The following is a 25,768-nucleotide window of genomic DNA, read 5'->3' as shown; positions in this document are numbered from 1 at the left end:
AAAGTCTTTAAATGCGGTTATCAAAAGGCTGAGGAGAAAAATAAGCCTCTGAAAAATAGATTATTAGCAGATTCTGTGCTAACTTAGAGTAATATACTTCTTAAATGGGGCAAAAATAAAAAAGTGTCACTTTGGTAGTGAGTTATAGAAAAGACCCTACTCAGAACTATAACGTAACCTTAGTCGACACTTTTTTGCCCCAAAACACTTTAGCTTTACTAAAATGACTTCAACAAATGTAGTTGGGCATGTATAGGCCGGCAAGGGGAAAAATCCCCTTTTTGAAGGTGTCCCATAGAATTAACCTAAAATATTTCTATTTTTAACATATCACTAACCTTTAGACCTTAGATAGGTCTTTTAAAGAAAATTTAATATGAACCGACCAGCGAAATGTATTACAATCGAAAAAGCCAAAAAGCTACAGAAAAAGTGGAGGGATACCAGGGGTAAACTTTTTGAAGATAATGAGGAATACAAAGACTCCTGCGAGGTGTGGTATAGTCTTGAGGAACTTCAGGAGTATATCAATTATGTACGAGATTTATCGGCCGAGCAGGGTGTGGAGCATCCTGGGATAAGTATTTGGTTAGCTGCTGAAGATAAGAAAGGAAAAAAAGACGGAATTTCTACAGTTTTTCTTTCTGCTACTAAAGAGTCTTCTGCCCCCCAAAATGCTGTTGTCGAAAATAATTCTGGCTCTTCTGATGTTGTTCTTGCACTAACCTCTAACAGCTATGAAACTAATTATAATATAGATGCTTATAATGACGGAAGTAGCAAATGGCCGCCAAGTGAATATTAAATTTTAATTGTTTTGTGGGAAGTCTTTGTTGAATACCGGCTATATCCAACTTATATTTTTGAGTTTTTAGCAGCGGTAGCTGGTATTGTCTACCTTTCTATGAATAAGAATGTGCGCAAAGCTGATAAATTCCTGGTTTATTACCTGATTTTCATCTTTTTCTTTGACTTTCTGGCAATTACCTATGGTTTGTACGGTCACGTCTATGATTTTAAGTATTTCGAATTTATCAATGGGACCAGATTTACAAGCCATCTCTGGATAACAAATGTCCTTTCGTTAATTACAACTACGGCATATACTTTCTATTTTATTTTACAATTAAATTCCAAGTTGTGGCAGAGAATAATTATCTACTTAACAGGGATCTTTTTAATTACATCAATAATTAGTTATTTTCTTACAGATAACTTCTTTAAGACTACGGCTACCTATCCTTATGTTTTTGGAGCTTTCTTGATCTGTTTTTCAATAGCGATCTATTATTTGGAGTTGATAAAAACTGACAGGATATTGAATTATCGTTCTGAGTTGGCGATTTATATATCAATAGGTCTTTTGATTTATAAATTAGCAATAACTCCACTGTTTATGTTCCAGAGATATATAAGGGTAAGCGATGATTTTGAAGAGGTATATAGCAATGTTTTAGATGTAGCTAACTTATTTGTGTATTCCGTTTTTATATATGGATTTATCAGAATGATTTTGGAAGTAAAGCGATCGGGCCAAAAAGTCTTAATAAAGTGAGGTTAAATTTTACTCACAAAAGATGTTTTGTTATTAACTCTATCGAGTAATCTTGAAAATTACAAAGGAGTGCAAATAAAAAAGCACACCTAAATAGTTTAAATATTCCTATTTTTAGTGTATTACTAACCGAAAGGCCTTTAATGGTCTTCCAAAAAATTAAATTATGGGGCAGCAAATTTCACCTGCGCAGGCTAAAGAACTTTTAAAGAACTGGAAGAATGGGCCAGGCAATGCAATCAATGGCAAAGGTTTTAAAGATGCCTTTGAAACCTGGTTTAGCATAGAGGAGCTTGAGGAGTATATCGCTTACGTGAAAGCCAATATTCCTGCATCAGAGAAACCGGGTATCCGTGTTTATTATGGTAAATATAAACCGGATGGTGGTCCTAATCCTGTGAAGGGGTTAACTACTGTTTTTCTTGCACCCACCAAGGGAGGTGATGCAAATAATTTGCAGGACACACAGAATGTTCAAACTTTAAATGCTTATAACGATGGAGGAACCGGATGGCCTCCAAAAGATTATTAAATCAATTGAATTTTGTGGGAAGTATTTATAGATAATAAGCTGTACCCTACATATATCTGTGAGCTTTTCGCTGCAATAGCTGGGGTTTACTATCTTAAAAAAAATCCTAAACGAGGTAAGGATGACAGGCTTCTGGTATATTACCTGGTCTTCATCTTTATCTTTGATCTTTTGGCCATAACATATGGTTTATATGGTTTTGTGTACGATTTCAAGTATCTGGAATTCATTAAGGGAACTCCATTTGAAAGCCACATTTGGATATATAATGTATTAGCTCTTATAACAACGACTGCTTATACAGTCTATTTTCTAATGCAGTTGGAATCTACCAGAATGAAGAAAGTGCTTCTTATCTTGGTTTGGGTATTTATAATTACTTCTATTTTTAGCTATTTGTATGGAGATGCGTTTTTTATAGGTACCTCTCCCTATGCCTATATTTTTGGGGCCTTTTTAATAAGTTTTTCAATAGGAGTTTATTATCTGGAGTTGATACGGTCTGAAAGAATACTTAAGTTCTATGACGAACTTGCTCTTTACATTTCTATAGGTTTATTGCTTTACAAGCTTAGTATGACGCCTTTATTTATTTTTCAAAGATATATAGGAACTAATTCGGATTTCGATGAGATTTTTAACTGGATTTTAAAAGCTGCCAATATTTTTATGTATTCTGTTTTTGTTTTTGGTTTTTTAAGGAATGCCTACAGGGAAAAAAGAGAATATAAGCTTACAGGCTAAATCTGAAAAAGTTAAAGATCGAACCATATAATTTATTAAGCCTAAAGATTTGTGGGAAACATTTATTGAATATCGCCTCTATCCAACTTATATCTTTGAGCTGATAGCGGCGATTTCCGGAATCTTTTATCTGTATTCAAAGAAAAAACCTGCTAAGGCAGATAAGCTTATAGTATTTACGATAAATTTAATTTTCGTAATAGATCTTTTTGCCATTATCTATAGTGTTTATTATCATGTTTATGATTATGCATATATAGAATTCATAAAAGAAACTCCATTTAGAACAAATCTCTGGATCTATAATATTTTAACCTTGGTAACTGGTTCGCTTTTTACCGTATATTTTTTAATGCAGACGCAGTCCGGAAAATTAAAAAAGGCAATAGGAACCTTAGTGGTAATCTATATCATTAGTTCTATCATCCATTTCTTCACTAGTGATGTTTTTTTTCTTACAACTTCGGCTTACGTCTACATCTATGGAGCTTTCTTAATTTGCATATCAATTGCAGCCTATTACCTGGAGCTTGTAAGAACCGAACGTATTTTGAACTTTCGAAGGGAGTTACCACTTTATATTTCCATAGGCTTGATAATTTATCAACTGGGAATAACACCCTTGTTCATCTTTCAAAGATATGTTGGAGTAAGTGAAGATTTTAGTGAAGTATATGGTAATGTTTTAGATCTCGCGAATTTCTTTATGTATTCGGTCTTTGCTTTTGGATTTCTTAAAGTGATCTTCGAAATCAAAAGATCCCGACGAAAGGCTTTGAATTAAATAACTTTGAGAAATTCTTCCTGAAGAAAACATGGCAAAATAAAAAAGTGCCACTTTGGTATTCAAGTTATAGAAAAGACCCTACTCAGAACTATAACTAAACCGCAGTCGGCACTTTTTTGCCCCAAAACACTTTAGCTTTACTAAAATGACTATATCAAATGTAGAGATGAGACCAATACTCATCAAGGGGATAATTCCCCTTTTTGCAAATGCTTTAATCAATTAATTTATCTTAATCCGCATTTGAAGTCCTATTGATATTTTAAAATGACTGTATTTTTCAAGAGAATAAAATCGGTTTTGGGTGAAAATAAATTGTTTGCTTTATCTTAAAGCCATGAATTCTTTAACCTCTCTGGATGACCTATGAATTTCTGGGATTATTTTTTTGAAAACAGATTGTATATAAGTTATTCGGCTGAATTTATTGCGGCTATCTCTGGCTCCGTTTACCTGTTTAAAAATCCGAATCCAATAGTATCCTATCGTCTCTTTACTTATTTTCTGTGGCTGGTGGTCTGGGTGGAGATCCTGGGATTATATCCCCTTATCGCCTACGTAACCGATTATGAGGTTTTTGGTTTTACTGAAGGCTCAAGCTTTGAACGGAACTGGTGGTTGTATAATATTTTTAAGATCGTTCAGTATTATTTTTATTACAGCTTCTTCCGGATGCAAATTCAATCGAAAAGACGAAAAAAGATCATCAAACATATAACTGCCTTTTATGTAGTTTCAGCAATTATAAGCGGATTTGTCCTGGAGGGTTTTTTTAAGTCAATTTCAGCCTATATCTATATTGTTGGTGCCTTTGGATTATTGATTTGTATAGGCCTCTATCTTATGGAGTTGTTGAATAGTTCCCGCATACTTGATTCTTTCGGGAAGCTTACCTTTTATATGGCGGCAGGCTTGATGATCTGGACTCTTACCGTTATGCCCTTGTTTATTTACTCTACTTATGTTAATTCAGAAAACCCGGCTTTTGTATCTGTTTATTATGGAAGCCTGAGACTGGCAAACCTTGTTTTATATCTGTTATATGCCCTGGCTTTCTATATAGATTACAGGTCTTTGAAAGTAAAAGGAAAGATCGATCAGACGTAAAGTTTCTAATTACAGGAAAACTGAAGATAATCAGCCTTTTAAAATAATTGCACGATTTTATGTATACTTGTTAGACTAATCAACCAATACCATGCTTCGTAAGGAAGAGATCTTACTCATAGTTTATTTTATACTTGTCATTCTTTTTCTGGCAGGCTTTACCGTTTTATTCTTTATCACCTACCAAAGGCGAAAGAACAAGATTTTAAAGGAAAAATATGAAGCCGAGCAAAAGTTCAGGGCCGAGCTTTCCAATGCCAGGCTGGAGATACAGGAAGCCACTCTTAAGAATGTGAGCTGGGAACTGCACGATAATATAGGTCAGTTGCTTGCCATTGCCAAGATGCAGATAAACCTGCTTACAAAGACCGTGGTAGAAGAGAACCAGGACGCCTTTAAGGAAGTGCGAAAACTGGTCGCCGATTCACTGGCCGAAGTAAGGGCTCTATCCCGCTCCCTTAACAACGAAGTGATAGATTATAAGGGTCTCGAGGGTTCTGTAGAAAACGAAATGGAGCGATTTAACAGGCTGGGTGTACTTGATGCAAGGCTTAAGGTTAAAGGGGATCCTTATAAGATAAAACAGGAAGATGCCATTATTCTGTTCAGGATATTGCAGGAATTTTTCTCCAATGTTATCAAATACGCCGATGCTTCTCAACTTGAGGTCATCTTTGAATATACACCCGATTATCTTCAGATCAAGGCCAGTGACGACGGGAGGGGTTTTGATGCGGAACAGCAGGATGCAGGTTCGGGACTTTTGAACATGCAGAGCCGTGCTGAAATGATCAATACCGATTTTAACCTCAATTCTTCCATCGGTAAAGGAACTTCGTTATCTTTACGTTATCCAACCAAGATTAGAACCAATGAGCAAAACGATAATAATCGTTGACGATCATAAGCTTTTTGCACAATCACTGCAGATCCTTGTGAATTCCTTTGAAGGTTTCAAGGTTATTGACTGTTTCAAGAATGGCGAGGAGCTCGTGAAATACATAGAAGATGGTAATCCGCTTCCGGATATCATTCTGCTTGATATGAGGATGCCTGTGATGGACGGGATGGACACCATGGCATGGCTCAAGGAGAATAAACCAGATCAGAAAGTTTTGACCCTTACCGTAGACCAGGAAGATGAGACCATCATAAAGATGCTTCGCTTGGGATGCCGGGGTTATCTTCTAAAGGATATTGAGCCGGAAGAATTTGAATATGCGCTTAACGCAATAGAGAGAAATGGATATTATTCTAACCAGACCATTTCAGACGCTTTAAGCCATGAAGAAAGGAAAAAGAAATACGAAGAACTTACCGAAAGGGAACTTGAATTCCTGAATCATGCCTGTAGTGAGCTCACCTACAAACAGGTTGCTGAAGAAATGTTTCTTAGTCCCAAGACCGTCGATAATTACAGGGAAAGCCTTTTTGGAAAGCTTGGAGTAAAAAGCAGGGTGGGACTCGTGATGTTTGCAATTAAGGAAGGTATCTATAAGATCTAGGCTTTTTTCTGATCATTTTAACAACTACCGTTTACTTCAAATCACTTAGCATCTTATCTTAGCATATTAAATTTTGACGATTTGATTGATTCTGCTAAAATAGAACTCAGGAACCTGCGCGTTAAGGACTATGAGGAACTGAAGGTGTCCATGATTAAAAGTTATCATGCTATGCCCCATGAATACTGGACCAAGGGTGAGATAAAAACTCTTATCAATAAATTTCCGGAAGGCCAGTTATGCATAGTCATAGATAATAAGATCGCAGGCTGTGCTTTATCAATCATAGTAGATTACGATAAATTCGATGATAATCATACCTACGACGAGATCCTTGGAGGAGAGAATTTTTCTACCCATACCAAGAATGGAAATGTGCTGTATGGTATTGATGTATTTATACATCCTGAATACCGCGGAATGCGTTTGGGAAGGCGTTTGTATGAGGCCCGGAAGGAGCTTTGCGAACATCTTAACCTCAAGGCGATAGTTTTTGGAGGCAGGATCCCTAATTATGCTGAATATGCAGATGAGCTGACACCTAAAAAATATATTGAAAAGGTTAAGCTTCAGGAGATCCACGACCCGGTTCTTTCGTTTCAGCTCTCCAATGATTTTCACGTAAAAAAGGTCATTAAGGGATATCTTTCCGGAGATCATGAAAGTAAGGAATATGCCACTTTGATGGAATGGAACAATATCTATTATACCAAGCCTCAAAAACTGGTGAATACCACCAAGACTGTTGTTCGACTCGGACTCGTACAATGGCAGATGCGTCTTTTCAAGGATTATGAAGCACTGGTATCGCAGATAGAATTCTTTGTAGATGCCGTGAGCAATTACCAGAGCGATTTCATCATGTTCCCTGAACTTTTTAATGCGCCGCTCATGGCCCAGTTCAACGAACTTAGTGAACCTGAGGCTATAAGGGGACTTTCCAGCTATACTGAACGTTTACTCGAAACCTTCAGGGAATTCGCTATCAATTATAACATCAATATAATTACAGGCAGCATGCCATTTCCGGAGGGTGAGCATATGTATAATGTAGGCTTTCTATGCCGAAGGGATGGTAGTTATGAACGCTATGAAAAGCTGCATATCACCCCGGCTGAAGAGACCGCTTGGGGTATGAAAGGCGGTAATAAACTGGAAACCTTTGACACCGACTGTGGTAAGATCGGGGTTTTGATCTGTTATGATATTGAGTTTCCCGAAGTATCACGTATCCTGGCAGAAGAAGGAATGAATATTCTCTTTGTTCCATTTATGACCGATACCCAGAACGGTTATTCCCGCGTGAAGATCTGCGCACAGGCCAGGGCAGTGGAGAATGAATGTTACGTGGCCATAGCCGGTTCTGTAGGAAACCTGCCTAAGGTTGATAATATGGATATACAGTATGCCCAGAGTGCTGTATTAACTCCCTCTGATTTTGCTTTTCCTGTGAACGGGATTAAGGCCGAAGCTACTCCCAATACTGAAAGCACCTTACTTGTGGATGTGGATCTCGATCTTTTAAAGGAACTTCATAATTATGGCAGTGTAAGAAATATGAAAGACCGCCGTAAGGATCTTTATTCCCTGAAGAGGAAGAAGTGATGCTGAAATAGAATTCTTAATTCAACATTCAAAATTTTTCATTGTAACAGCCATTCCGAGGAAAGCGCAGGAATCTCATCTATTTTCTCTATCTGTCCCACCTTTCCTTCATTTTTATCATATCTGTAGTATTTCTGTTAATTCTTAAGAAAAATAGATTTTAAAAGATTTGAATTACGTCATTATGAAAAAGAGGCTGTAAGAGAACATCAATTTTGAAAAGTCTTTAGCGCTATATCCCTTTCTTAAAAAACCTTCAGCTGTCGTAACAAGAATTGTCTTAAATATCTGTAAATTAGATATTTATGATTTCAAATTCTTTTTTGAAAGTAATTTGAGTCATGTCTGATGAAAAGCATAGCCATCTTAAGACGGTAATTTTAATCTATTAAAAGAAACACTAAGGAATACCGATTAATGAATAATAAGTATAGCAGCACCCTAACTCAAAGCGATTCGCAACCTGCTTCGCAGGCCATGTTACATGCGATAGGACTTACGAGAGAAGATTTTAATAAGCCTTTTGTTGGAATTGCCAGTACAGGATATGAAGGAAATCCCTGTAATATGCATTTGAATGATCTGGCTAAGGAAGTCAAGGAAGGAACCCTTTCTGCAGATCTCGTCGGGCTTATCTTCAATACTATCGGGGTGAGTGATGGGATATCAATGGGAACGCCCGGGATGAGGTTTTCTCTCCCTTCCCGTGATATCATTGCCGATTCTATGGAAACCGTGGTGAACGCCATGGCTTATGACGGATTGATAACCGTGGTGGGATGTGATAAGAATATGCCCGGAGCCCTGATGGCCCAGCTTCGACTTAACAGGCCTTCCATCCTGGTATATGGCGGAACCATAGCTTCAGGATGTCATAACGGAAAGAAACTGGATGTGGTCTCTGCTTTTGAAGCATGGGGAGCCAAGGTTTCAGGTGATATGCCAGAGGAAGAATATGAACAGGTGATACAAAAAGCCTGTCCGGGTGCAGGTGCCTGTGGTGGGATGTACACGGCAAATACCATGGCTTCGGCGATTGAAGCGCTGGGAATGAGCCTGCCTTATAATTCATCCAATCCGGCAGTAGGCCCTGAAAAAAAAGAGGAAAGTAAAAAAGCCGGGGAAGCGATAAAGCTTCTACTGGAAAAAGATATTAAGCCAAGGGATATAGTTACCCGGAAATCACTGGAGAACGCCATTCGTTTGTTGACGGTGTTAGGAGGTTCAACTAATGCAGTGCTCCATTTTCTTGCTATTGCCAAAGCTGCAAAAGTGGATTTTGGCCTGGCCGATTTTGAAAGGATATGTGACAGCACACCATTTCTGGCCGATCTGAAGCCTAGCGGTAAGTATGCAATGGAAGATGTGCATAGAGTGGGAGGTATCCCCGCGGTTTTAAAGTATATGCTGAAAAATGATATGCTTCATGGTGATTGTCTTACTGTAACTGGAAAGACTTTAGCTGAGAATCTGGCCGAAGTCCCCGATCTTGAAGATGGCCAGGATGTGATCCATGATCTGGATCATCCTATAAAGAAAACGGGACATATCAGGATACTCTACGGAAATCTCGCGGAAGAAGGTTCTGTTGCTAAGATCACCGGGAAGGAAGGTCTTCAGTTCACAGGTAAGGCAAAAGTATTTAACAGTGAATTTGAGGCTAATGATGGGATCTCTGCAGGAAAAGTGAAGAAGGGTGATGTTGTGGTGATTCGATACGAAGGTCCGAAAGGAGGGCCGGGAATGCCTGAAATGTTGAAGCCTACTTCTGCAATCATGGGAGCGGGACTAGGCAAGGATGTGGCACTAATAACCGATGGAAGATTTTCAGGAGGCACCCACGGTTTCGTGGTAGGTCATATTACTCCGGAAGCCCAGGAAGGTGGACTCATCGGTCTGCTGGAAGATGGCGATGAGATTGTTATCAATGCTGAGGACAATACTCTAGATGTAAAGATTTCAGCCGAAGAAATAGAAAAAAGAAGAAAGAACTGGAAAGCACCTGCGCTAAAAGCCGAAGGCGGTGTGCTATATAAATACGCAAGAACGGTTTCTTCAGCCTCTAATGGCTGCGTGACCGATGAATTTTAATACGGTGAATTATGGAAGAAGTTAAAACTGCAAGTTTTGGGAAGGTAACCACTAAGGAAACTACCACTGTTTCAGGCGCTGAAGCGGTGATAAAATGTTTACTTGAGGAAGGTGTGGACACCATCTACGGTTACCCAGGCGGAGCGATCATGCCGGTTTATGATGAATTGTTTAAATATCAGGGAAAAATTCACCACGTACTCACAAGGCACGAACAGGGAGCGACACATGCTGCACAGGGATATGCCCGCGTTAGTGGGAAAGTAGGAGTTGCCGTGGCCACATCAGGCCCGGGAGCAACCAATCTCGTCACCGGGATCGCCGATGCCCAGATAGATTCAACTCCAATGGTATGTATTACGGGCCAGGTAGGATCTCATTTACTGGGAAGTGATGCATTCCAGGAAACCGATATTGTAGGTATTTCCACACCTATCACAAAATGGAATTACCAGATCACAAAAGCAGAGGAAATACCAGAGGTGATGGCCAAGGCATTTTATATAGCCCGTTCAGGAAGGCCAGGGCCGGTTTTGATAGACATTACAAAAGACGCCCAGTTTGCTTCTTTGGAATTCTCTTACAAAAAATGTTCAGGTATTAGAAGTTATAAACCCGTACCGGAACTAAACTCCCTCGAGGTAGACAGAGCCGCTGAGGTTATAAATAATGCCAAAAAACCAATGATAGTTTTTGGTCAGGGTGTTATTCTTGGAGGAGCCGAAGGCCTGCTGAAAGAAGTTGTGGAAAAGGCCGGAATTCCGGCAGCCTGGACCATTCTGGGGCTTTCTGCCCTTCCTACAGATCATCCTTTGAATGTGGGTATGGTAGGAATGCATGGGAATTATGGGCCTAATATTCTTACAAATGAATGCGATGTTCTCATAGCAATCGGGATGCGTTTTGATGACCGTGTAACCGGTAATCTTGATCATTATGCCAAGCAGGCAAAAGTGATACATTTTGAAATAGATCCTGCTGAGGTGAACAAGAATGTAAAAGCCGATTATCCAGTCTTAGGCGACGTGAAAGAAACGCTAAAAGCACTTTTAGAAGTGCTTAAGCCAAATAAGCATACCGAATGGCATAACAGGTTCAAAGAACTATATAAAGAAGAATACAAAAAAGTTATAAGTCGTAACCTCGATCTTAATAAACCTGATATACACATGGCAGAAGTGATCCAGGAAATCAATAATTTCTCTCATGGAGATGCGGTGATCGTTTCAGACGTTGGTCAGCACCAGATGAAAGCCTGTCGCTATGGTAAATTTAATAAGACCCGAAGCAATGTGACTTCAGGAGGATTGGGAACTATGGGATTCGCACTGCCGGCAGCGATTGGAGCCAAAATGGGAGCACCAGATAGAGATGTGGTGGCGGTAATCGGCGACGGAGGATATCAGATGACCATACAGGAACTTGGAACTATTTTCCAGACAAAGGTACCTGTGAAAATTGTAGTCCTTAATAATGGCTTCCTTGGAATGGTAAGACAGTGGCAGCAGCTTTTCTTTGACAAGCGATATGCATCCACCGAAATGGTGAATCCTGACTTTGTGACCATTGCCCAGGGATATCATATCAAAACAAAAAGAGTTACTGAAAGAAGTGAGTTAAAAGATGCTGTACAGGAAATGATGGAAAGCGATGAAGCCTTTTTCCTTGAAGTGAAAGTTGAACAGGAGGAAAATGTGTTCCCTATGATCCCAACGGGAGCGGCAGTTTCTGACATATTATTAGAGTAATGGAAAAGAAAAGTTATACAGTTTCAATATATACCGAGAATAATCTTGGTCTGCTAAGTAGGATCGCAGCGATCTTTCTTAAAAGACATATCAATATCGAAAGTATCACGGCCTCACCAAGCGAGGTTACCGAGGTGATGCGTTTTACGATAATTGTTGAAGTGACCGAAGAGCAGGTAAAGAAGATCATCGGTCAGCTGGAAAAACAGATCGAGGTGATCAGGGCTTTTTATCATACCGATGAGGAGACCATCTACCAGGAAACGGCGCTTTATAAGATCAAATCAGACGAATTCCTGGACGATCATAATATCCAGGATTTTATCAAGGAAACTAATGCCCGTATAGTGACGGTGACCAAGAGCTTTTTCGTTATTGAAAAGACAGGAAAGCGCAGCGAGGTGGACCAGCTATATGAGACTTTAAAGCCTTACGGACTAATGCAGTTCGTAAGATCGGGAACCATAGCGGTGACCAAAAATGAAATGCCAATATCAGGAATCTTAGAAAAATTTAATACTACAAATTCATTATAATCATGACCAACTATTTTAACAGCCTTCCGTTACGAGAACAACTGGCCCAATTGGGAACTTGCAGGTTTATGGACCTTGATGAGTTCAGTGAAGGAGTGAATGCTTTAAAAGGTAAAAAAATTGTCATCGTGGGCTGTGGTGCCCAGGGACTTAACCAGGGACTAAATATGAGAGACAGTGGGCTCGATATTTCCTATGCGCTTCGTGAGGGTGCCATTAAGGAAAAAAGACAATCCTGGAAAAATGCAACTGAAAATAATTTTAATGTCGGTACCTACGAGGAACTACTGCCTCAGGCCGATCTTGTGATCAACCTCACGCCCGATAAACAACATACACCGGTAATTAGTGCGATCATGCCTCATATCAAGGAAGGAGCAGTACTTTCTTATTCCCATGGTTTTAATATTGTGGAAGAAGGGATGAAGATCCGTGAAGATATTACAGTGATTATGGTAGCTCCAAAATGTCCGGGTTCTGAGGTTCGTGAAGAATATAAACGCGGATTTGGAGTTCCAACGCTTATTGCGGTACACCCTGAGAATGATCCTAAAGGGATCGGTTTTGAATGGGCCAAGGCCTATGCATATGCTACCGGTGGCCACAGGGCAGGAGTGCTCGAGTCTTCATTTGTAGCTGAAGTGAAATCAGATCTTATGGGAGAACAGACCATTTTATGTGGGGTGCTTCAAACAGGATCTATCCTTACTTTCGATAAGATGGTGGCCGATGGTGTAGATCCTAATTATGCTGCAAAGCTTATACAGTATGGTTGGGAAACCATTACTGAAGCCTTAAAGCATGGCGGGATCACCAATATGATGGACAGGCTTTCGAATCCGGCTAAATTAAGAGCCAACGAAATTGCTGAAGATCTGAAAGAACAGATGCGCCCGCTTTTCCAGAAGCATATGGACGATATAATTTCGGGAGCTTTCAGCAGCAGGATGATGAAGGATTGGGCAAATGATGATAAGGAATTATTGACCTGGAGAGCCGATACCGAGAATACTGCTTTTGAGAAAACCGAAGCTACTTCCGAAGAAATAAAGGAGCAGGAATATTTTGACAAAGGCGTTCTTCTTGTGGCTTTTGTAAAAGCAGGGGTAGAGCTTGCATTTGAAACCATGGTAGAAGCCGGTATCATTGAAGATTCCGCTTATTATGAGTCACTTCATGAAACTCCTCTAATCGCAAATACAATTGCCAGAAAGAAATTATATGAAATGAACCGTGTGATCTCAGATACCGCAGAATATGGATGTTACCTGTTCGATCACGCTGCCAAACCACTTATCAAGGATTATGTGAATGGTCTTGAGCCTGAAGTGGCAGGGAAATCATTCGGAAACGGATATGATGGTGTAGACAATCAGGAGCTTATCGAAGTGAATGATGCTCTTAGAAGTCATCCCGTAGAAAAGGTAGGAGCCAGATTAAGAAAGGCGATGACCGCAATGAAGAAAATATACGAATAAACGAATATGTTGCTGGAAAAAGATAGAAAATATAAACCAACCCTTGAAGCTGTAAAAGAGGCCGCCGAAAGGATCTCCAGGGTAGTCCTGAAAACTCCCCTTGCAGACTCTTTCACTTATAGCAAGCGATACGAAGCGAATATTCTTCTTAAAAGAGAAGATCTTCAGCAGGTACGTTCTTATAAGATCCGCGGGGCTTATAATAAGATCTCCAGTCTTCCTGAAGATCAGCTTAAAAAAGGAGTTATCTGCGCGAGTGCAGGTAACCACGCGCAAGGAGTTGCATTTGCCTGTAACAAGCTGCAAACTAAGGGTGTGATTTATATGCCTATCACCACTCCTCGACAAAAGGTAGAGCAAACCCAGATGTTTGGAGGCGAATGGGTGGAAGTGATCCTAAAAGGAGACACGTTTGATGATTCCTTTAAAAGTGCCATGAAGCACATGGAGAAATTCGGACTGGTATTCATACATCCATTCGATGATGAAAAAGTGATCGAAGGCCAGGCCACCATAGGTCTGGAGATCCTGGAACAGGCCGATGCTCCAATAGATTACGTTTTCGCGCCACTGGGTGGTGGCGGTTTACTGGCGGGGATCTCCACTATATTCAAAAAGCTCTCACCGAATACAAAAATAATTGGGGTTGAACCTACAGGCGCACCATCCATGACTTCTTCGCTGAAAGAGGGCAAAGTGGTAGAACTCTCCGAAATCGAAAGATTTGTGGATGGCGCCGCGGTTCAAAAAGTAGGAAACCGCAATTTCGAAATCTGTAAAGAGAATCTGGACGATATGATCTGTATCCATGAAGGTAAGATCTGCCAGACGATTCTTGATCTCTATAACCAGGATGCAATTGTGGTGGAACCTGCCGGAGCCATGGCGATCTCGGCTTTAGACTTTTATGCTGATGAGATAAAGGGTAAGAATGTAGTATGTATAGTAAGTGGCAGTAATAATGACATTACCAGGACCGCCGAGATCAAGGAAAGAGCACTTCTATATGCAGGAATTAAGCATTATTTCATAGTAAGTTTCCCTCAGAGAGCTGGAGCGCTGAAAGAATTTGTTGCAAAAGTGCTCGGGCCTAATGATGATATCACTCACTTTGAGTATTCCAAAAAGCACCACAGGGAGAATGGTCCGGCTGTTGTAGGCATTGAGCTAAGCGATCCTGCCGACTTTGAACCTCTGGTAGAACGCATGAAAAAGAAGAACTTTTACGGGGAATATCTGAATGATAAACCAAATTTATTTCAATTTTTAGTCTAATAACTTAGTGTGAACCAAAATATTATGTACATTTACCACGTGAAAACATTCAGACAAATAATATTACCCTCTTTTCATTTCAGGCCCCGCCGCAGCTAAGCGCTGGCCCTGACTCTTCCTATTTATTAATATTATTTGATTTTTTCCATTTTGAAACACCTAAAAAGCATAGAATTTAAATTATATATCAGGATTTTTTCTGACATATTTCCTATGCGCCGCTTTTTCCCCCGCCGCACGTAAGTGCGTGCGTATATTTATGGAACTTAGGTGAGTCCGGTTCCCCCTTCAAAAGACAAAATCAAAATAAATTTCAACCTTAATTTCTTAGCAGATGAGAATTATCATTGCTAACAAATCTCATGCTTCTTACGCTGAGATCATTTGTAAAAACATAGAAGAATCGGCCAAAGTACGAGGTACTGGTATTGCCCGAAGAACTCCTGAATATATTATCAATAAGATGGAGAAAGGGAATGCCGTGATCGCCCTGGACGGGGAAAAGTTTGCCGGCTTTTGTTATATCGAAACCTGGAGCCACGAGAAATATGTAGCTAACTCAGGTCTTATTGTGCATCCCGATTACAGAAAACAAGGGCTTGCAAAAGATATCAAGCAGGTGATCTTTGATCATTCCAGAAAGAAATATCCAAATGCCAAGATCTTTGGGATCACTACAGGACTGGCTGTAATGAAGATCAATTACGAACTGGGATATCAGCCCGTAACATTTTCTGAACTTACAGATGACGAGAGTTTCTGGAAAGGGTGTCAGACCTGTAAGAACTATGATGTGCTTACCAGGACAGATCATAAGATGTGTCTTTGTACCGGAATGATGTACGATCCTGAGAAAAAGAAGGAAGAAAAGAAGAAAAATAATAAGGTGAGCAAATTCAATGATAAAACCTTTCAAAGGCTGAAGCATATAAAACAAACCCTTTTCTATAAAAAGGAAAAGGCTGAAAAAGAATAAAAATCGTCAAGCTGAACTTGGTTCAGCTTCTCCTTGATCCTGAACCAAGTTCAGGATGACGGAGGAAAAAATAAAAAAATGAAAAAAGTAGTAATAGCATATAGCGGTGGATTGGACACTTCTTACTGTGCAAAATATTTATCGAAAGAGGAAAATTTTGAGGTTCATGCGGTAAGTGTGAACACCGGTGGCTTTTCAAAAGAAGAAGTTGAAAAAATAGGTTCTAATGCCAAAAAGATAGGAGCTGCCACTTATAATAATATTGACGCCGTTTCTTCATTCTATAATAAAGTTGTTAAATATCTCATTTTTGGGAATGTACTTAAAAATGATACTTATCCGCTTTCGGTGAGTGCTGAAAGAATAGTGCAGGCCATCGAGATCGTAAATTATGCAAAAGAGATCGGGGCCGAATATATTGCTCATGGTAGTACCGGGGCAGGAAATGACCAGGTGAGATTCGATATGATCTTCCAGACCATAGCCCCTAAGATAAAGATCATCACTCCAATCAGGGATAAGCAGTTGAGCAGACAGGAAGAGATAGATTACCTGCAGGCAAATGGTGTGGATATGAACTGGGAGAAAGCCAAATATTCGGTGAATAAAGGCCTTTGGGGTACCAGTGTTGGCGGAGCCGAGACACTGACTTCAGAAAAGCCTTTGCCTGAAGAAGCGTATCCTTCTCAACTGATAGAAAAAGAACCAAAACAGGTCAGCCTTACCTTTATCAAAGGAGAGCTTACAGCTGTGAATGGAGAAAAAAATTCCCCTGAGAAGAATATTCAGATCCTTGAAGATATTGCCAAAAAGTATGCGATTGGAAGGGATATTCATGTGGGAGATACCATTATTGGGATAAAGGGCAGGGTAGGATTTGAAGCAGCCGCAGCTCTTATTACCATAAAATCCCATCATTTACTTGAAAAACACACGCTGAGCAAATGGCAGCTTCAACATAAGGATTATCTCGCCAACTGGTATGGAACTCATTTACACGAAGGACTTTACCTGGATCCGGTGATGAGAGATCTTGAAGCTTTTCTGGAAAGTTCACAGGAGCAGGTGAGCGGTGAAGTTTATGTAACGCTCCATCCATACAGGTTCACGCTAGACGGAATAAAATCTGAGTACGACCTCATGAATTCAGGATTTGGAAAATATGGTGAGGAAAATAAAGCCTGGACGGCCGATGATGCCAAAGGATTCATCAAGATCCTTTCCAATTCAGGAAAAATATATCAACACTTAAAAGAGGAAGCATGATAGAAGCCGGGATAATAGGAGGAGCAGGTTATACTGCGGGGGAACTTATCAGGATCCTGCTAAGGCATCCTGAGGTGAACCTTAATTTTGTTTACAGCACTTCCCAGCCAGGGAAACCTGTAGCCCAGGTTCATCAGGATCTGCTGGGAGAAACCGATCTGAAATTCAGTGGTGAGATCAATAAGGAAGCAGCTGTGGTTTTTCTTTGCCTCGGGCATGGAAACTCCAAAAAGTTCCTTGCAGAAAATCAGTTTTCAAAAGACACAAAAATTGTTGATCTGAGTACCGATTTCAGGATGGCTGCAGATGACCATTCCTTTGTTTATGGTCTGCCAGAATTCAATAAGGAAAAGATAAGTACCGCAGATTATATAGCCAATCCAGGTTGTTTTGCGACGGCCATCAGCCTTGCAATTCTTCCACTGGCAAAGAAAAAGTTGCTGAAAGATGAATGGCATGTCAATGCGGTGACCGGAGCCACGGGAGCTGGTACTTCATTGTCGGGCACCACTCATTTCACCTGGAGGGATAACAACTTTTCAGCATATAAGTCTTTTGGACACCAACACTTGAATGAGATAGGTCAGAGTTTAAAGATGCTGCAGGAGGATTACAGTTCTGCTGTGAACTTTATTCCAAACAGGGGGAATTTTTCAAGAGGTATTCATGCTACGGCTTATACCAGTTTTTCGGGTAGTTTGGAAGATGTACAGAAGATCTATAATGAAGCCTATGAAGATGCCGCTTTTACTTTTGTGGTGGAGGAAGACCTGCATTTAAAGCAGGTGGTGAATACCAATAAGTGCCTGTTGAAACTGGAGAAGTTTGGTGACAAATTGCTGGTGACGAGTATTATAGATAACCTTTTAAAAGGAGCTTCAGGGCAGGCGGTTCAGAATATGAACCTGATGTTTGGTCTGGATGAAAAGTTAGGACTGGATTTAAAAGCCAGTTATTTTTAAAATTAAAAACCTCACAGGTTTTCAAAACCTGTGAGGTTTGAAAAATAGCGTCAAGCTGAACTTGTTTCAGCTTCTCTAAGATCCTGAAACAAGTTCAGGATGACAGGTGATTATAAATAAAACGATTATGAAAATAGCAATTCTGGGTGCCGGTAATCTCGGCCTTTCTATCGCGAAAGGTCTTATTTTCAGTAATGCCTACACAAGTCTGTACCTCACAAAGAGAAAGACGGAGAATATTACCGATTATGAGGAATATTCAAAAGTCAAGGTAACTTCAGATAACCTGGAGGCCGTTAGAAATTCAGATATCCTGATCTTTTCGGTTCAGCCTACACAGCTAGAGCGAATCCTTGGGGAGATCAAGGACGAGCTTACCGATAAGCATGTGCTGATCTCAACGGTAACGGGATTCAAAATTCCAAGAATAGAAAATATCGTGGGTGAAGAGCATTTTATTATCCGTTCAATGCCTAATACAGCCATCGCGGTAGGAAAGTCAATGACCTGCCTTTGTAGTAACGAACCAGGAAAGAAACGTATTAGTATTGCTGAAGCTATTTTCAACAGGTTAGGTACAAGCATCATTATTGATGAAAATAAAATGCAGGCCGCCACGGTAATATGTGCCAGTGGAGTGGCATTCTGGATGCGTCTGATACGCGCAACTACTCAGGGAGCAGTACAGCTCGGATTTGACGCGAAAGACGCTCAGGAGCTTTCTATGCAAACCTGTCTGGGTGCAGCCAGTTTACTTATCGAATCGGGAAGACATCCGGAAGAGGAGATTGACAAGGTGACCACTCCTCGCGGCTGTACCATTGAAGGCCTTAATGAAATGGAACATAATGGCCTTAGTTCATCCCTTATCAAAGGGATCCAGGCTTCATTTAAAAAAATCAATAATATTTCAGAGAGATAACTATGGATTTATTTGATGTATATCCGCTATATGATATAACACCGGTAAAAGGAGAAGGAGCTTATGTTTTTGATAAGGATGGCAATAAATACCTTGACCTCTATGGAGGACATGCCGTGATCTCAATTGGCCATTCGCATCCGGCATATGTGAATGCTTTGACTCATCAGTTAAGAGAGATTGGGTTTTATTCAAATTCGGTAAAGAATCCGTTGCAGAATGAACTTGCTGCCAAACTTGAAAAGGTTTCCGGAATAAATGATTATAGCCTTTTCTTGTGTAACTCGGGAGCAGAAGCAAATGAAAATGCCTTGAAACTGGCCTCTTTCCACACCGGAAAAGACAGGGTTGTCTATTTTGAAAAAGCCTTTCATGGAAGGACTTCCGGTGTAGTAGCTGTGACAGATAATGAAGCGATTAAATCTCCATTCAATATTGGTCATAATGCTACTAAAGTTGGATTTGGTGATGCTGAAGCCCTGGAAGCAGAATTGGAGCATGGTGATGTTGCGGGCGTGATCTTCGAAGTTGTTCAGGGAGTGGGCGGACTTGACGAAGCCACCACTGAATTTTATTTGAAAGTAGCCGAATTGTGCAAAAGCCATAATGCTGTTCTCATTGCCGATGAGGTTCAGGCGGGTTATGGAAGAACCGGAGATTTCTTTGCCTTTCAGAAACACGGAATTAGGCCTGATATTATTTCTATTGCAAAGGGAATGGGGAATGGTTTCCCTGTTGGAGGTATTCTAATAGATAAGACTATTGAGCCAAAATATGGAATGCTGGGAACAACCTTTGGAGGGAATCATCTTGCCTGCGCCGCCGGAATCGCGGTTCTTGAAATCATTGAAAAGGAAAAACTTATTGAGAACTCAAAAAGCCTTTTCGAGTATGTTAAAGAAAAAGCGGACAAGATTCCGCAAATAAAGAATTTGAAAGGAAGAGGTTTGATGATAGGGCTTGAATTCGATTTTGAAGTGGCTGAACTTAGAAAGGAACTTCTTTTTCGACACCAGATCTTTACCGGAGCAGCCAGTAACAAGAAGTTATTGAGAATACTCCCTCCATTGAACATTAAAAAAGAACAATTTGATACTTTTTTCAAGGCGTTGAAAATTGCATTGCAGAATTATTAATGAGAAGTGAAACTTGACCAAAGTTACCTTGAGGGAAGTCAAGAGGTCTGAGATTCCTCAGTCGTTTCACTTCTTCGGAATGACAACAATTAAAGAGTAGAAATGAAGAACTACATCACATTATCAGATATAGAAAGTTTAGACGAATTGATTAATGAAGGCCTTCAGCTGAAAAAGGAAAATAGCGTTCCAAACCTTGGTAAAGGGAAGACACTCGGGATGTTGTTTTTTAATCCGAGTCTGCGTACCAGGTTAAGTACCGAGAAAGCCGCAAAACTTCTTGGGATGGAAGTGATGGCGATGAACGTTGATAAGGATGGCTGGGCTCTGGAATTTGAAGATGGTGCAGTTATGGATTCTACCAAAGCCGAACATATCAAGGAAGCGGCTGGAGTTCTTTCTCAGTATTGTGATATCATAGCGGTTAGAGCTTTTCCAGGTTTGGAGGATAAGGAAAAGGATGAAGCTGAAACGGTGCTTAATAGCTTTAAGAAATACGCTTCAGTTCCGGTGGTTAATCTCGAAAGTGCAACAGGTCATCCCTTGCAGGCCCTTACCGATGCAATAACGATAACTGAAACAAAACAAAAAGATCGCCCCAAGGTGGTGCTTACCTGGGCTCCGCACCCTAAAGCCTTGCCGCAATCGGTGCCTAATTCGTTCGTTGAAGTAATGCAAAAGATGAATGTTGACCTTGTGATCGCTAATCCCGTAGGTTATGATCTTAATCCCGAAGTAACAAAGAAGACTGCTGTGACCCATAACCAGGAAGAAGCTCTGAAAGATGCTGATTTTGTATATGTAAAGAACTGGAGCAGTTATGAACAGTATGGTAAAGTGTTGAAAACCGACAGGGATTGGACGCTGACAAAGGATAAATTGGAGAATTCAAACAGTCCCAAAGTGATGCATTGTTTGCCTGTGAGAAGGAATATGGTTATAGCCGATGAGGTTCTGGACAGTCAGGATTCATTGGTCATTCAACAGGCTGGGAACAGGACCTATGCTGCACAGGCTGTTTTGAAGAGATTATTAGAAGAAAAATAAGAAGGATTTAAGAAAAAGATATCTCGACTTCGCTCGATATGACTCAAGTATTTTATTAAGGCATTCGTGGCAAAAGATTCAAAGAAGATGAAATCAGTACTTAAAATAGTAAAAACCGGAGGTAAATTAATTGAAAACAAGGCCAGGTTTCAGGAATTTCTAAAAGATTTTTCTGCCCTGGAGGGACCTAAGATTCTGGTGCATGGCGGTGGCAATTTCGCTACCGAAATTGCTACGAAACTGGGATATGAAACCAAAATGCTTGATGGTAGAAGGATAACTGATGAAAACTCCATGCAGGTTATCACTATGGTCTATGCAGGGCTTATAAGTAAGAACATTGTAGCGAGCCTTCAAAAACTGGGAAATAATGCCGTAGGGCTTTGCGGGGCAGATGGCAAAAGTGTGCTTTCTAAAAAACGCCCCGTAAAAGAAGTAGATTACGGTTTTGTAGGAGATATTGAAGAGGTAAATACTACTTTCATTTTATCACTTTTGGAACAGGACCTCGTTCCTGTATTTTCGGCAATTTCTTATAGTAATGAAGGAGAGATCTTAAATACCAATGCCGATTCTGTCGCTGCTGAAATTTCAATAGCGATGAGCCGGGAATATGAAACCGAGCTTTATTATTGTTTTGAAAAAAAAGGTGTACTTGCTGATTCCCAGGATGATGATTCGGTTGTAGAAGTTTTGGATAAAGAAAAGTATCAGGAACTGGTCGACAAAAAGATTATTAGCGATGGTATGTTGCCTAAACTGCATAACTGTTTTCAGGCTCTTGAAAATGGGGTTTCCACTATATACCTGGGAGATTCAGGATTACTTCAAAAGAATTCAGTTCATACAAAAATCGTAGAATAATGCAGATCTCAGACTTACAGAAGGAAGCTATTGAATTACTTAAAAACCTGATTAAGACCCAGTCTTTTTCTGGAGAGGAAGATAAAACGGCAGAATTATTGGAGAACTGGTTCAAGGAGAAGAATATTCCTTTTTTCAGGCATCTCAATAACGTCTGGGCTGTAAACAAGCATTTTGATAAGGCAAAGCCTACGCTGCTCTTAAACTCACACCATGATACGGTTCAGCCAAATTCGGCTTATACGCGGGATCCCTTAAAAGCGGAAGTTGAAGATGGAAAATTATTTGGCTTAGGCAGTAATGATGCCGGTGGGTGTTTGGTGTCTCTTCTTGCTACTTTTACTTATTTCTATGCAGACCAGGATCTGGATTATAACATAGTCTATGCGGGATCGGCAGAGGAGGAGATTAATGGTAAAAACGGGATCGCCAGTCTTCTGCCAGTGATGCCCAAGATAGATGTAGCCATTGTAGGCGAACCTACATTGATGGACCTGGCAATCGCAGAAAAAGGTTTGGTGGTCTTTGATGCTGTAGTAAAGGGAACTCCTTCTCATGCGGCACATCCCAACGATAATAACGCGATCTATAAAACGGCTAAGGCTCTGCAATGGTTCGAGAATTTCAGTTTTGAAAAGAAATCTGAAGCTTTGGGGGAGGTGAAGCTTACAGTGACCCAAATAAATGCGGGAACCCAGCATAATGTAGTGCCCGCAAAGGTAGACCTGGTGATAGATGTTAGGGTAAATGATTGTTTCAGCAATGAGGAAATCGATAAGATCCTGCAGGAGAAGGCACCGGTTGATGAGATAAAAGCCCGCTCTTTAAGACTGAATTCATCTTCCATTCCAAAGGATCATGATCTGGTTAAGGCCGGAATTTCCCTTGGAATGAATACCTATGGTTCACCTACTTTATCTGATCAGGCGATGCTTAAATGCTCATCGTTAAAGCTGGGTCCGGGTGATTCTACCAGGTCGCATTCGGCTGATGAATTCATTTATGTAAAGGAAATAGAAGAAGGGATAGAAAAATATATAAAGCTGCTTGAAAAGGCAATTAAATAACCGCACTTCGACAGGCTCATTACTACAAACAAGTTCAGCTTGACGATTTTAAATTAAAGATTATGAAACTCTGGGACAAAGGTATTTCAATAGACAAAAAGATAGAGAAATTCACTGTGGGTAATGACAGGGAACTGGATATGCATCTTGCCGAATATGATATTATAGCCTCTAAAGCTCACGCAAAGATGTTGGGAAAGGTCGGAATATTGGATGCCGGGGAAGTTCAGAATATATTAAAAGAGCTGGATAAATTGAATGAAAAGCTGGAAAATGGCAGTTTTGAGATTGAGGAAGACTTTGAGGATGTCCATTCAAAAATAGAGTTTGAACTTACCAAGAAGCTTGGTGAAACCGGTAAAAAGATACATACAGCACGTTCCAGAAATGACCAGGTGCTGGTGGCAATGCAGCTTTATTTTAAAGAAAACCTGAAAGAGATCCATTCCAAAACCGAAGAACTTATCGAAGTACTTTTGAAACTGGCCGATGAGCATAAGGAAAAACTACTTCCGGGTTATACCCATCTTCAGGTGGCCATGCCGTCATCTTTCGGATTATGGTTCTCAGCTTACGCAGAATTACTGATAGATGATCTTTATTTACTGGAAGCAGGGAAGAAAGTAGTGGATCAGAATCCCCTGGGATCAGCTGCCGGGTATGGATCTTCATTTCCTATAGACCGTGAATTCACTACGAAGGAACTAGGCTTTGCAGATTTGAAATATAATGTTGTTGCCGCCCAGATGAGTAGAGGAAAATGTGAAAGAACAGTCACTTCAAGCATTTCTTCACTGGCAAATACGCTTTCAAGATTTGCTATGGACGTGTGCCTGTATATGAGTCAGAATTTCGATTTTATCACTTTTCCTGATGAACTTACAACAGGTTCCAGCATTATGCCACACAAGAAGAATCCTGATGTTTTTGAACTTATCAGGGGTAAGTGTAATAAACTTCAGGCTATTGCCAATGAGATGATCCTTATCACCAATAACCTCCCTAGTGGATATCACAGGGATTTTCAGCTAATTAAGGAGAACAGTATCTACGCTGTGGAGAATATGAAGGAGATACTGGACATATTTATTCACTCAATTTCGGTTATTAAGGTCAAGGATGTAGACCTCAATGACGAAAAATATAAATATCTGTTCACGGTAGACAGTATTAATGATCTGGTAATGCAGGGAAATTCATTCAGGGATGCTTATAAGGAAATAGGGGAGCAGGTGCAGAACAATACTTATAAACCTTCTGAATCCAAAAACCATACACATCTTGGCAGTAAGGATAATCTTGCTTTAAATGAGATAAGAAGGAAATTGCAAAAATAAGATTGAACTTCAGATAACTATTGTTTTTCTTTCTTGTTAGGGACAAAAAAACCCCCTGAAAAATAAATTCCAGGAGGTCCCAAACTTAAATGAAGAAAAAATTAAATAATGGTCATTTGACCAAAATTTAAGTTGTCATTATTTATAATATGGTTATCTGTATCACTGATTACGCTTTCAAGAAAGTCTCCAACCTTTTCTGTGGTATAATGATTGTCTTTATTGATATCTGGAGTACATACATTAAATTGAATGCTCACTTCTACCGATTTTCTAACTACTGCCGCTTCCTTTTCAAGTCCGAAATGGTCCAGAAGCATGGCTGCTGAAAGAATAGAAGCTACGGGATTTGCAATTCCTTTTCCGGTAGCCTGCGGATAAGATCCGTGAATAGGCTCAAAAAGAGCGCTTTTTTCACCAACCGAAGCCGATTCAAGCAATCCGATACTTCCACCAATAACACTGGCTTCATCAGATATAATATCACCAAACATATTTTCGGTAAGGATTACATCAAATTGTTTCGGATTCAATATCATCTGCATTGCGGCGTTATCCACAAATAGAAAATCAAGTTGAACATCTTCGTATGCTTTCCCTATTTCTTTCACTGTCTTACGCCATAACCTGGATGTTTCAAGCACATTGGCCTTATCTACTAGTGTTAGTTTCTTATTTCGTGATTGAGCCGCTTTAAAGGCTAAATGAGCAACCCTCTCAATTTCTTCTACCGAGTAGGTACAAAGGTCGGAAGCTGTTTTACCATCCTCGCTGGTGCTCTTTTCTCCAAAATATATTCCACCGGTAAGTTCACGGTAAATGACCATATCGGCTCCTGAAATATTTTCAGCTTTTAGTGGCGAACGGTCTACCAGTTTCTCATAAGCTTTTACCGGCCTTATATTGGCAAAGAGGCCAAGTTCCTTTCTTAATTTTAGCAGACCCTGTTCCGGTCTTACCTTGGCAGACGGATCATTGTCATATTTTGGGTCGCCAATTGCCCCGAACAGCACAGCGTCAGATTTTCTACAAAGTTCCAATGTAGCGTCCGGCAATGGATTCCCCCAAAAATCAATTGCTGTTGCACCTACGGCGGCTTCTTCAAAATGGAACTCATGCTCAAATCGGTCTGCAACAGCCTTCAACACTTTTACTGACTGCTGTGTGATTTCGGGACCAATCCCGTCTCCGGGTAGTACTGCTATATTTAATTTCATGATTGTCTAAA

At 40.2% G+C, this 25,768-nt stretch carries 24 protein-coding genes; 23 read left to right on the top strand and 1 reads right to left on the bottom strand.

The genetic code is table 11. The features are described from left to right. Positions 1 to 376: 376 nt before the first annotated feature. The 23 genes from NE848_RS14440 to argH all read left to right on the top strand — a co-directional run bounded on the left by NE848_RS14440 (position 377) and on the right by argH (position 24,540). On the top strand, positions 377 to 805 hold the full coding sequence (locus NE848_RS14440; protein ID WP_252114873.1) for a hypothetical protein: 429 nt from the start codon (positions 377 to 379) through the stop codon (positions 803 to 805). A gap of 12 nt (positions 806 to 817) precedes the next feature. Further along, on the top strand, positions 818 to 1,555 hold the full coding sequence (locus NE848_RS14435) for a hypothetical protein (protein WP_252114871.1): 738 nt from the start codon (positions 818 to 820) through the stop codon (positions 1,553 to 1,555). Positions 1,556 to 1,721: 166 nt separating this feature from the next. After that, positions 1,722 to 2,087, top strand: coding sequence for a hypothetical protein (locus NE848_RS14430; protein ID WP_252114869.1), 366 nt, complete (start codon positions 1,722 to 1,724; stop codon positions 2,085 to 2,087). Positions 2,088 to 2,099: 12 nt separating this feature from the next. Continuing rightward, a complete protein-coding gene (locus NE848_RS14425; RefSeq protein ID WP_252114867.1) occupies positions 2,100 to 2,831 on the top strand; it encodes a hypothetical protein in 732 nt (243 codons plus the stop codon). 49 nt (positions 2,832 to 2,880) lie between these two features. Next, positions 2,881 to 3,615, top strand: a complete 735-nt coding sequence (locus NE848_RS14420; RefSeq protein ID WP_252114865.1) for a hypothetical protein — start codon at positions 2,881 to 2,883, stop codon at positions 3,613 to 3,615. 369 nt (positions 3,616 to 3,984) lie between these two features. After that, on the top strand, positions 3,985 to 4,725 hold the full coding sequence (locus NE848_RS14415) for a hypothetical protein (RefSeq protein ID WP_252114863.1): 741 nt from the start codon (positions 3,985 to 3,987) through the stop codon (positions 4,723 to 4,725). A gap of 91 nt (positions 4,726 to 4,816) precedes the next feature. Then, entirely contained in the window at positions 4,817 to 5,623 is an 807-nt protein-coding gene (locus NE848_RS14410; RefSeq protein WP_252114861.1) for a sensor histidine kinase, read from the top strand. Further along, positions 5,598 to 6,230 carry a response regulator gene (locus NE848_RS14405; RefSeq protein WP_252114859.1) on the top strand — a complete coding sequence of 211 codons (633 nt, stop codon included), beginning with the start codon at positions 5,598 to 5,600 and terminating at the stop codon, positions 6,228 to 6,230. Before NE848_RS14410 ends, NE848_RS14405 begins: the two co-directional genes overlap by 26 nt. 81 nt (positions 6,231 to 6,311) lie before the next feature. Then, positions 6,312 to 7,835: a carbon-nitrogen hydrolase family protein gene (locus NE848_RS14400; RefSeq protein WP_252114857.1), complete on the top strand. Its 1,524-nt coding sequence runs from the start codon at positions 6,312 to 6,314 to the stop codon at positions 7,833 to 7,835. A gap of 417 nt (positions 7,836 to 8,252) precedes the next feature. Further along, positions 8,253 to 9,926 carry a dihydroxy-acid dehydratase gene (gene ilvD, locus NE848_RS14395; RefSeq protein ID WP_252114855.1) on the top strand — a complete coding sequence of 558 codons (1,674 nt, stop codon included), beginning with the start codon at positions 8,253 to 8,255 and terminating at the stop codon, positions 9,924 to 9,926. Positions 9,927 to 9,937: 11 nt separating this feature from the next. Continuing rightward, positions 9,938 to 11,674 (top strand): biosynthetic-type acetolactate synthase large subunit, encoded by a 1,737-nt coding sequence (ilvB, locus tag NE848_RS14390; RefSeq protein WP_252114853.1) that lies wholly within the window; start codon positions 9,938 to 9,940, stop codon positions 11,672 to 11,674. Further along, positions 11,674 to 12,210, top strand: coding sequence for an acetolactate synthase small subunit (gene ilvN, locus NE848_RS14385; protein WP_252114851.1), 537 nt, complete (start codon positions 11,674 to 11,676; stop codon positions 12,208 to 12,210). Before ilvB ends, ilvN begins: the two co-directional genes overlap by 1 nt. A 2-nt stretch (positions 12,211 to 12,212) precedes the next feature. Further along, positions 12,213 to 13,688 carry a ketol-acid reductoisomerase gene (gene ilvC / locus NE848_RS14380; protein WP_252114849.1) on the top strand — a complete coding sequence of 492 codons (1,476 nt, stop codon included), beginning with the start codon at positions 12,213 to 12,215 and terminating at the stop codon, positions 13,686 to 13,688. 6 nt (positions 13,689 to 13,694) lie between these two features. Further along, on the top strand, positions 13,695 to 14,963 hold the full coding sequence (gene ilvA / locus NE848_RS14375; RefSeq protein ID WP_252114847.1) for a threonine ammonia-lyase IlvA: 1,269 nt from the start codon (positions 13,695 to 13,697) through the stop codon (positions 14,961 to 14,963). Positions 14,964 to 15,297: 334 nt separating this feature from the next. Next, complete coding sequence (locus tag NE848_RS14370) at positions 15,298 to 15,939, top strand: GNAT family N-acetyltransferase (protein WP_252114845.1); 642 nt, start codon at positions 15,298 to 15,300, stop codon at positions 15,937 to 15,939. Positions 15,940 to 16,017: 78 nt separating this feature from the next. Then, on the top strand, positions 16,018 to 17,205 hold the full coding sequence (locus NE848_RS14365) for an argininosuccinate synthase (protein ID WP_252114843.1): 1,188 nt from the start codon (positions 16,018 to 16,020) through the stop codon (positions 17,203 to 17,205). Beyond that, positions 17,202 to 18,167: an N-acetyl-gamma-glutamyl-phosphate reductase gene (gene argC / locus NE848_RS14360; RefSeq protein ID WP_252114840.1), complete on the top strand. Its 966-nt coding sequence runs from the start codon at positions 17,202 to 17,204 to the stop codon at positions 18,165 to 18,167. Before NE848_RS14365 ends, argC begins: the two co-directional genes overlap by 4 nt. A 127-nt stretch (positions 18,168 to 18,294) precedes the next feature. After that, positions 18,295 to 19,089 (top strand): pyrroline-5-carboxylate reductase, encoded by a 795-nt coding sequence (gene proC / locus NE848_RS14355; protein WP_252114838.1) that lies wholly within the window; start codon positions 18,295 to 18,297, stop codon positions 19,087 to 19,089. Positions 19,090 to 19,091: 2 nt separating this feature from the next. Continuing rightward, positions 19,092 to 20,225 (top strand): aspartate aminotransferase family protein, encoded by a 1,134-nt coding sequence (locus tag NE848_RS14350; protein ID WP_252114835.1) that lies wholly within the window; start codon positions 19,092 to 19,094, stop codon positions 20,223 to 20,225. A gap of 102 nt (positions 20,226 to 20,327) precedes the next feature. Next, complete coding sequence (locus NE848_RS14345; protein ID WP_252114833.1) at positions 20,328 to 21,272, top strand: N-acetylornithine carbamoyltransferase; 945 nt, start codon at positions 20,328 to 20,330, stop codon at positions 21,270 to 21,272. Between the two features lie 87 nt (positions 21,273 to 21,359). Next, positions 21,360 to 22,136, top strand: a complete 777-nt coding sequence (gene argB / locus NE848_RS14340; RefSeq protein ID WP_252114831.1) for an acetylglutamate kinase — start codon at positions 21,360 to 21,362, stop codon at positions 22,134 to 22,136. Beyond that, the gene (locus tag NE848_RS14335) at positions 22,136 to 23,203 is read left to right on the top strand and encodes a M20 family metallo-hydrolase (RefSeq protein ID WP_252114828.1); all 1,068 of its coding nucleotides are present in this window, start codon (positions 22,136 to 22,138) and stop codon (positions 23,201 to 23,203) included. Before argB ends, NE848_RS14335 begins: the two co-directional genes overlap by 1 nt. A 62-nt stretch (positions 23,204 to 23,265) precedes the next feature. Next, the gene (gene argH / locus NE848_RS14330; protein WP_252114826.1) at positions 23,266 to 24,540 is read left to right on the top strand and encodes an argininosuccinate lyase; all 1,275 of its coding nucleotides are present in this window, start codon (positions 23,266 to 23,268) and stop codon (positions 24,538 to 24,540) included. Positions 24,541 to 24,641: 101 nt separating this feature from the next. Here the strand turns inward: argH and leuB are convergent, their stop codons facing one another. Next, entirely contained in the window at positions 24,642 to 25,757 is a 1,116-nt protein-coding gene (gene leuB, locus NE848_RS14325) for a 3-isopropylmalate dehydrogenase (RefSeq protein ID WP_252114824.1), read from the bottom strand. Between the last annotated feature and the right edge of the window lie 11 nt (positions 25,758 to 25,768).

The sequence above is a fragment of the Gramella jeungdoensis genome, from assembly GCF_023805255.1.
GTDB classification, from domain to species: domain Bacteria; phylum Bacteroidota; class Bacteroidia; order Flavobacteriales; family Flavobacteriaceae; genus Christiangramia; species Christiangramia jeungdoensis.
This window is presented reverse-complemented; position numbering and strand designations above follow the sequence as displayed.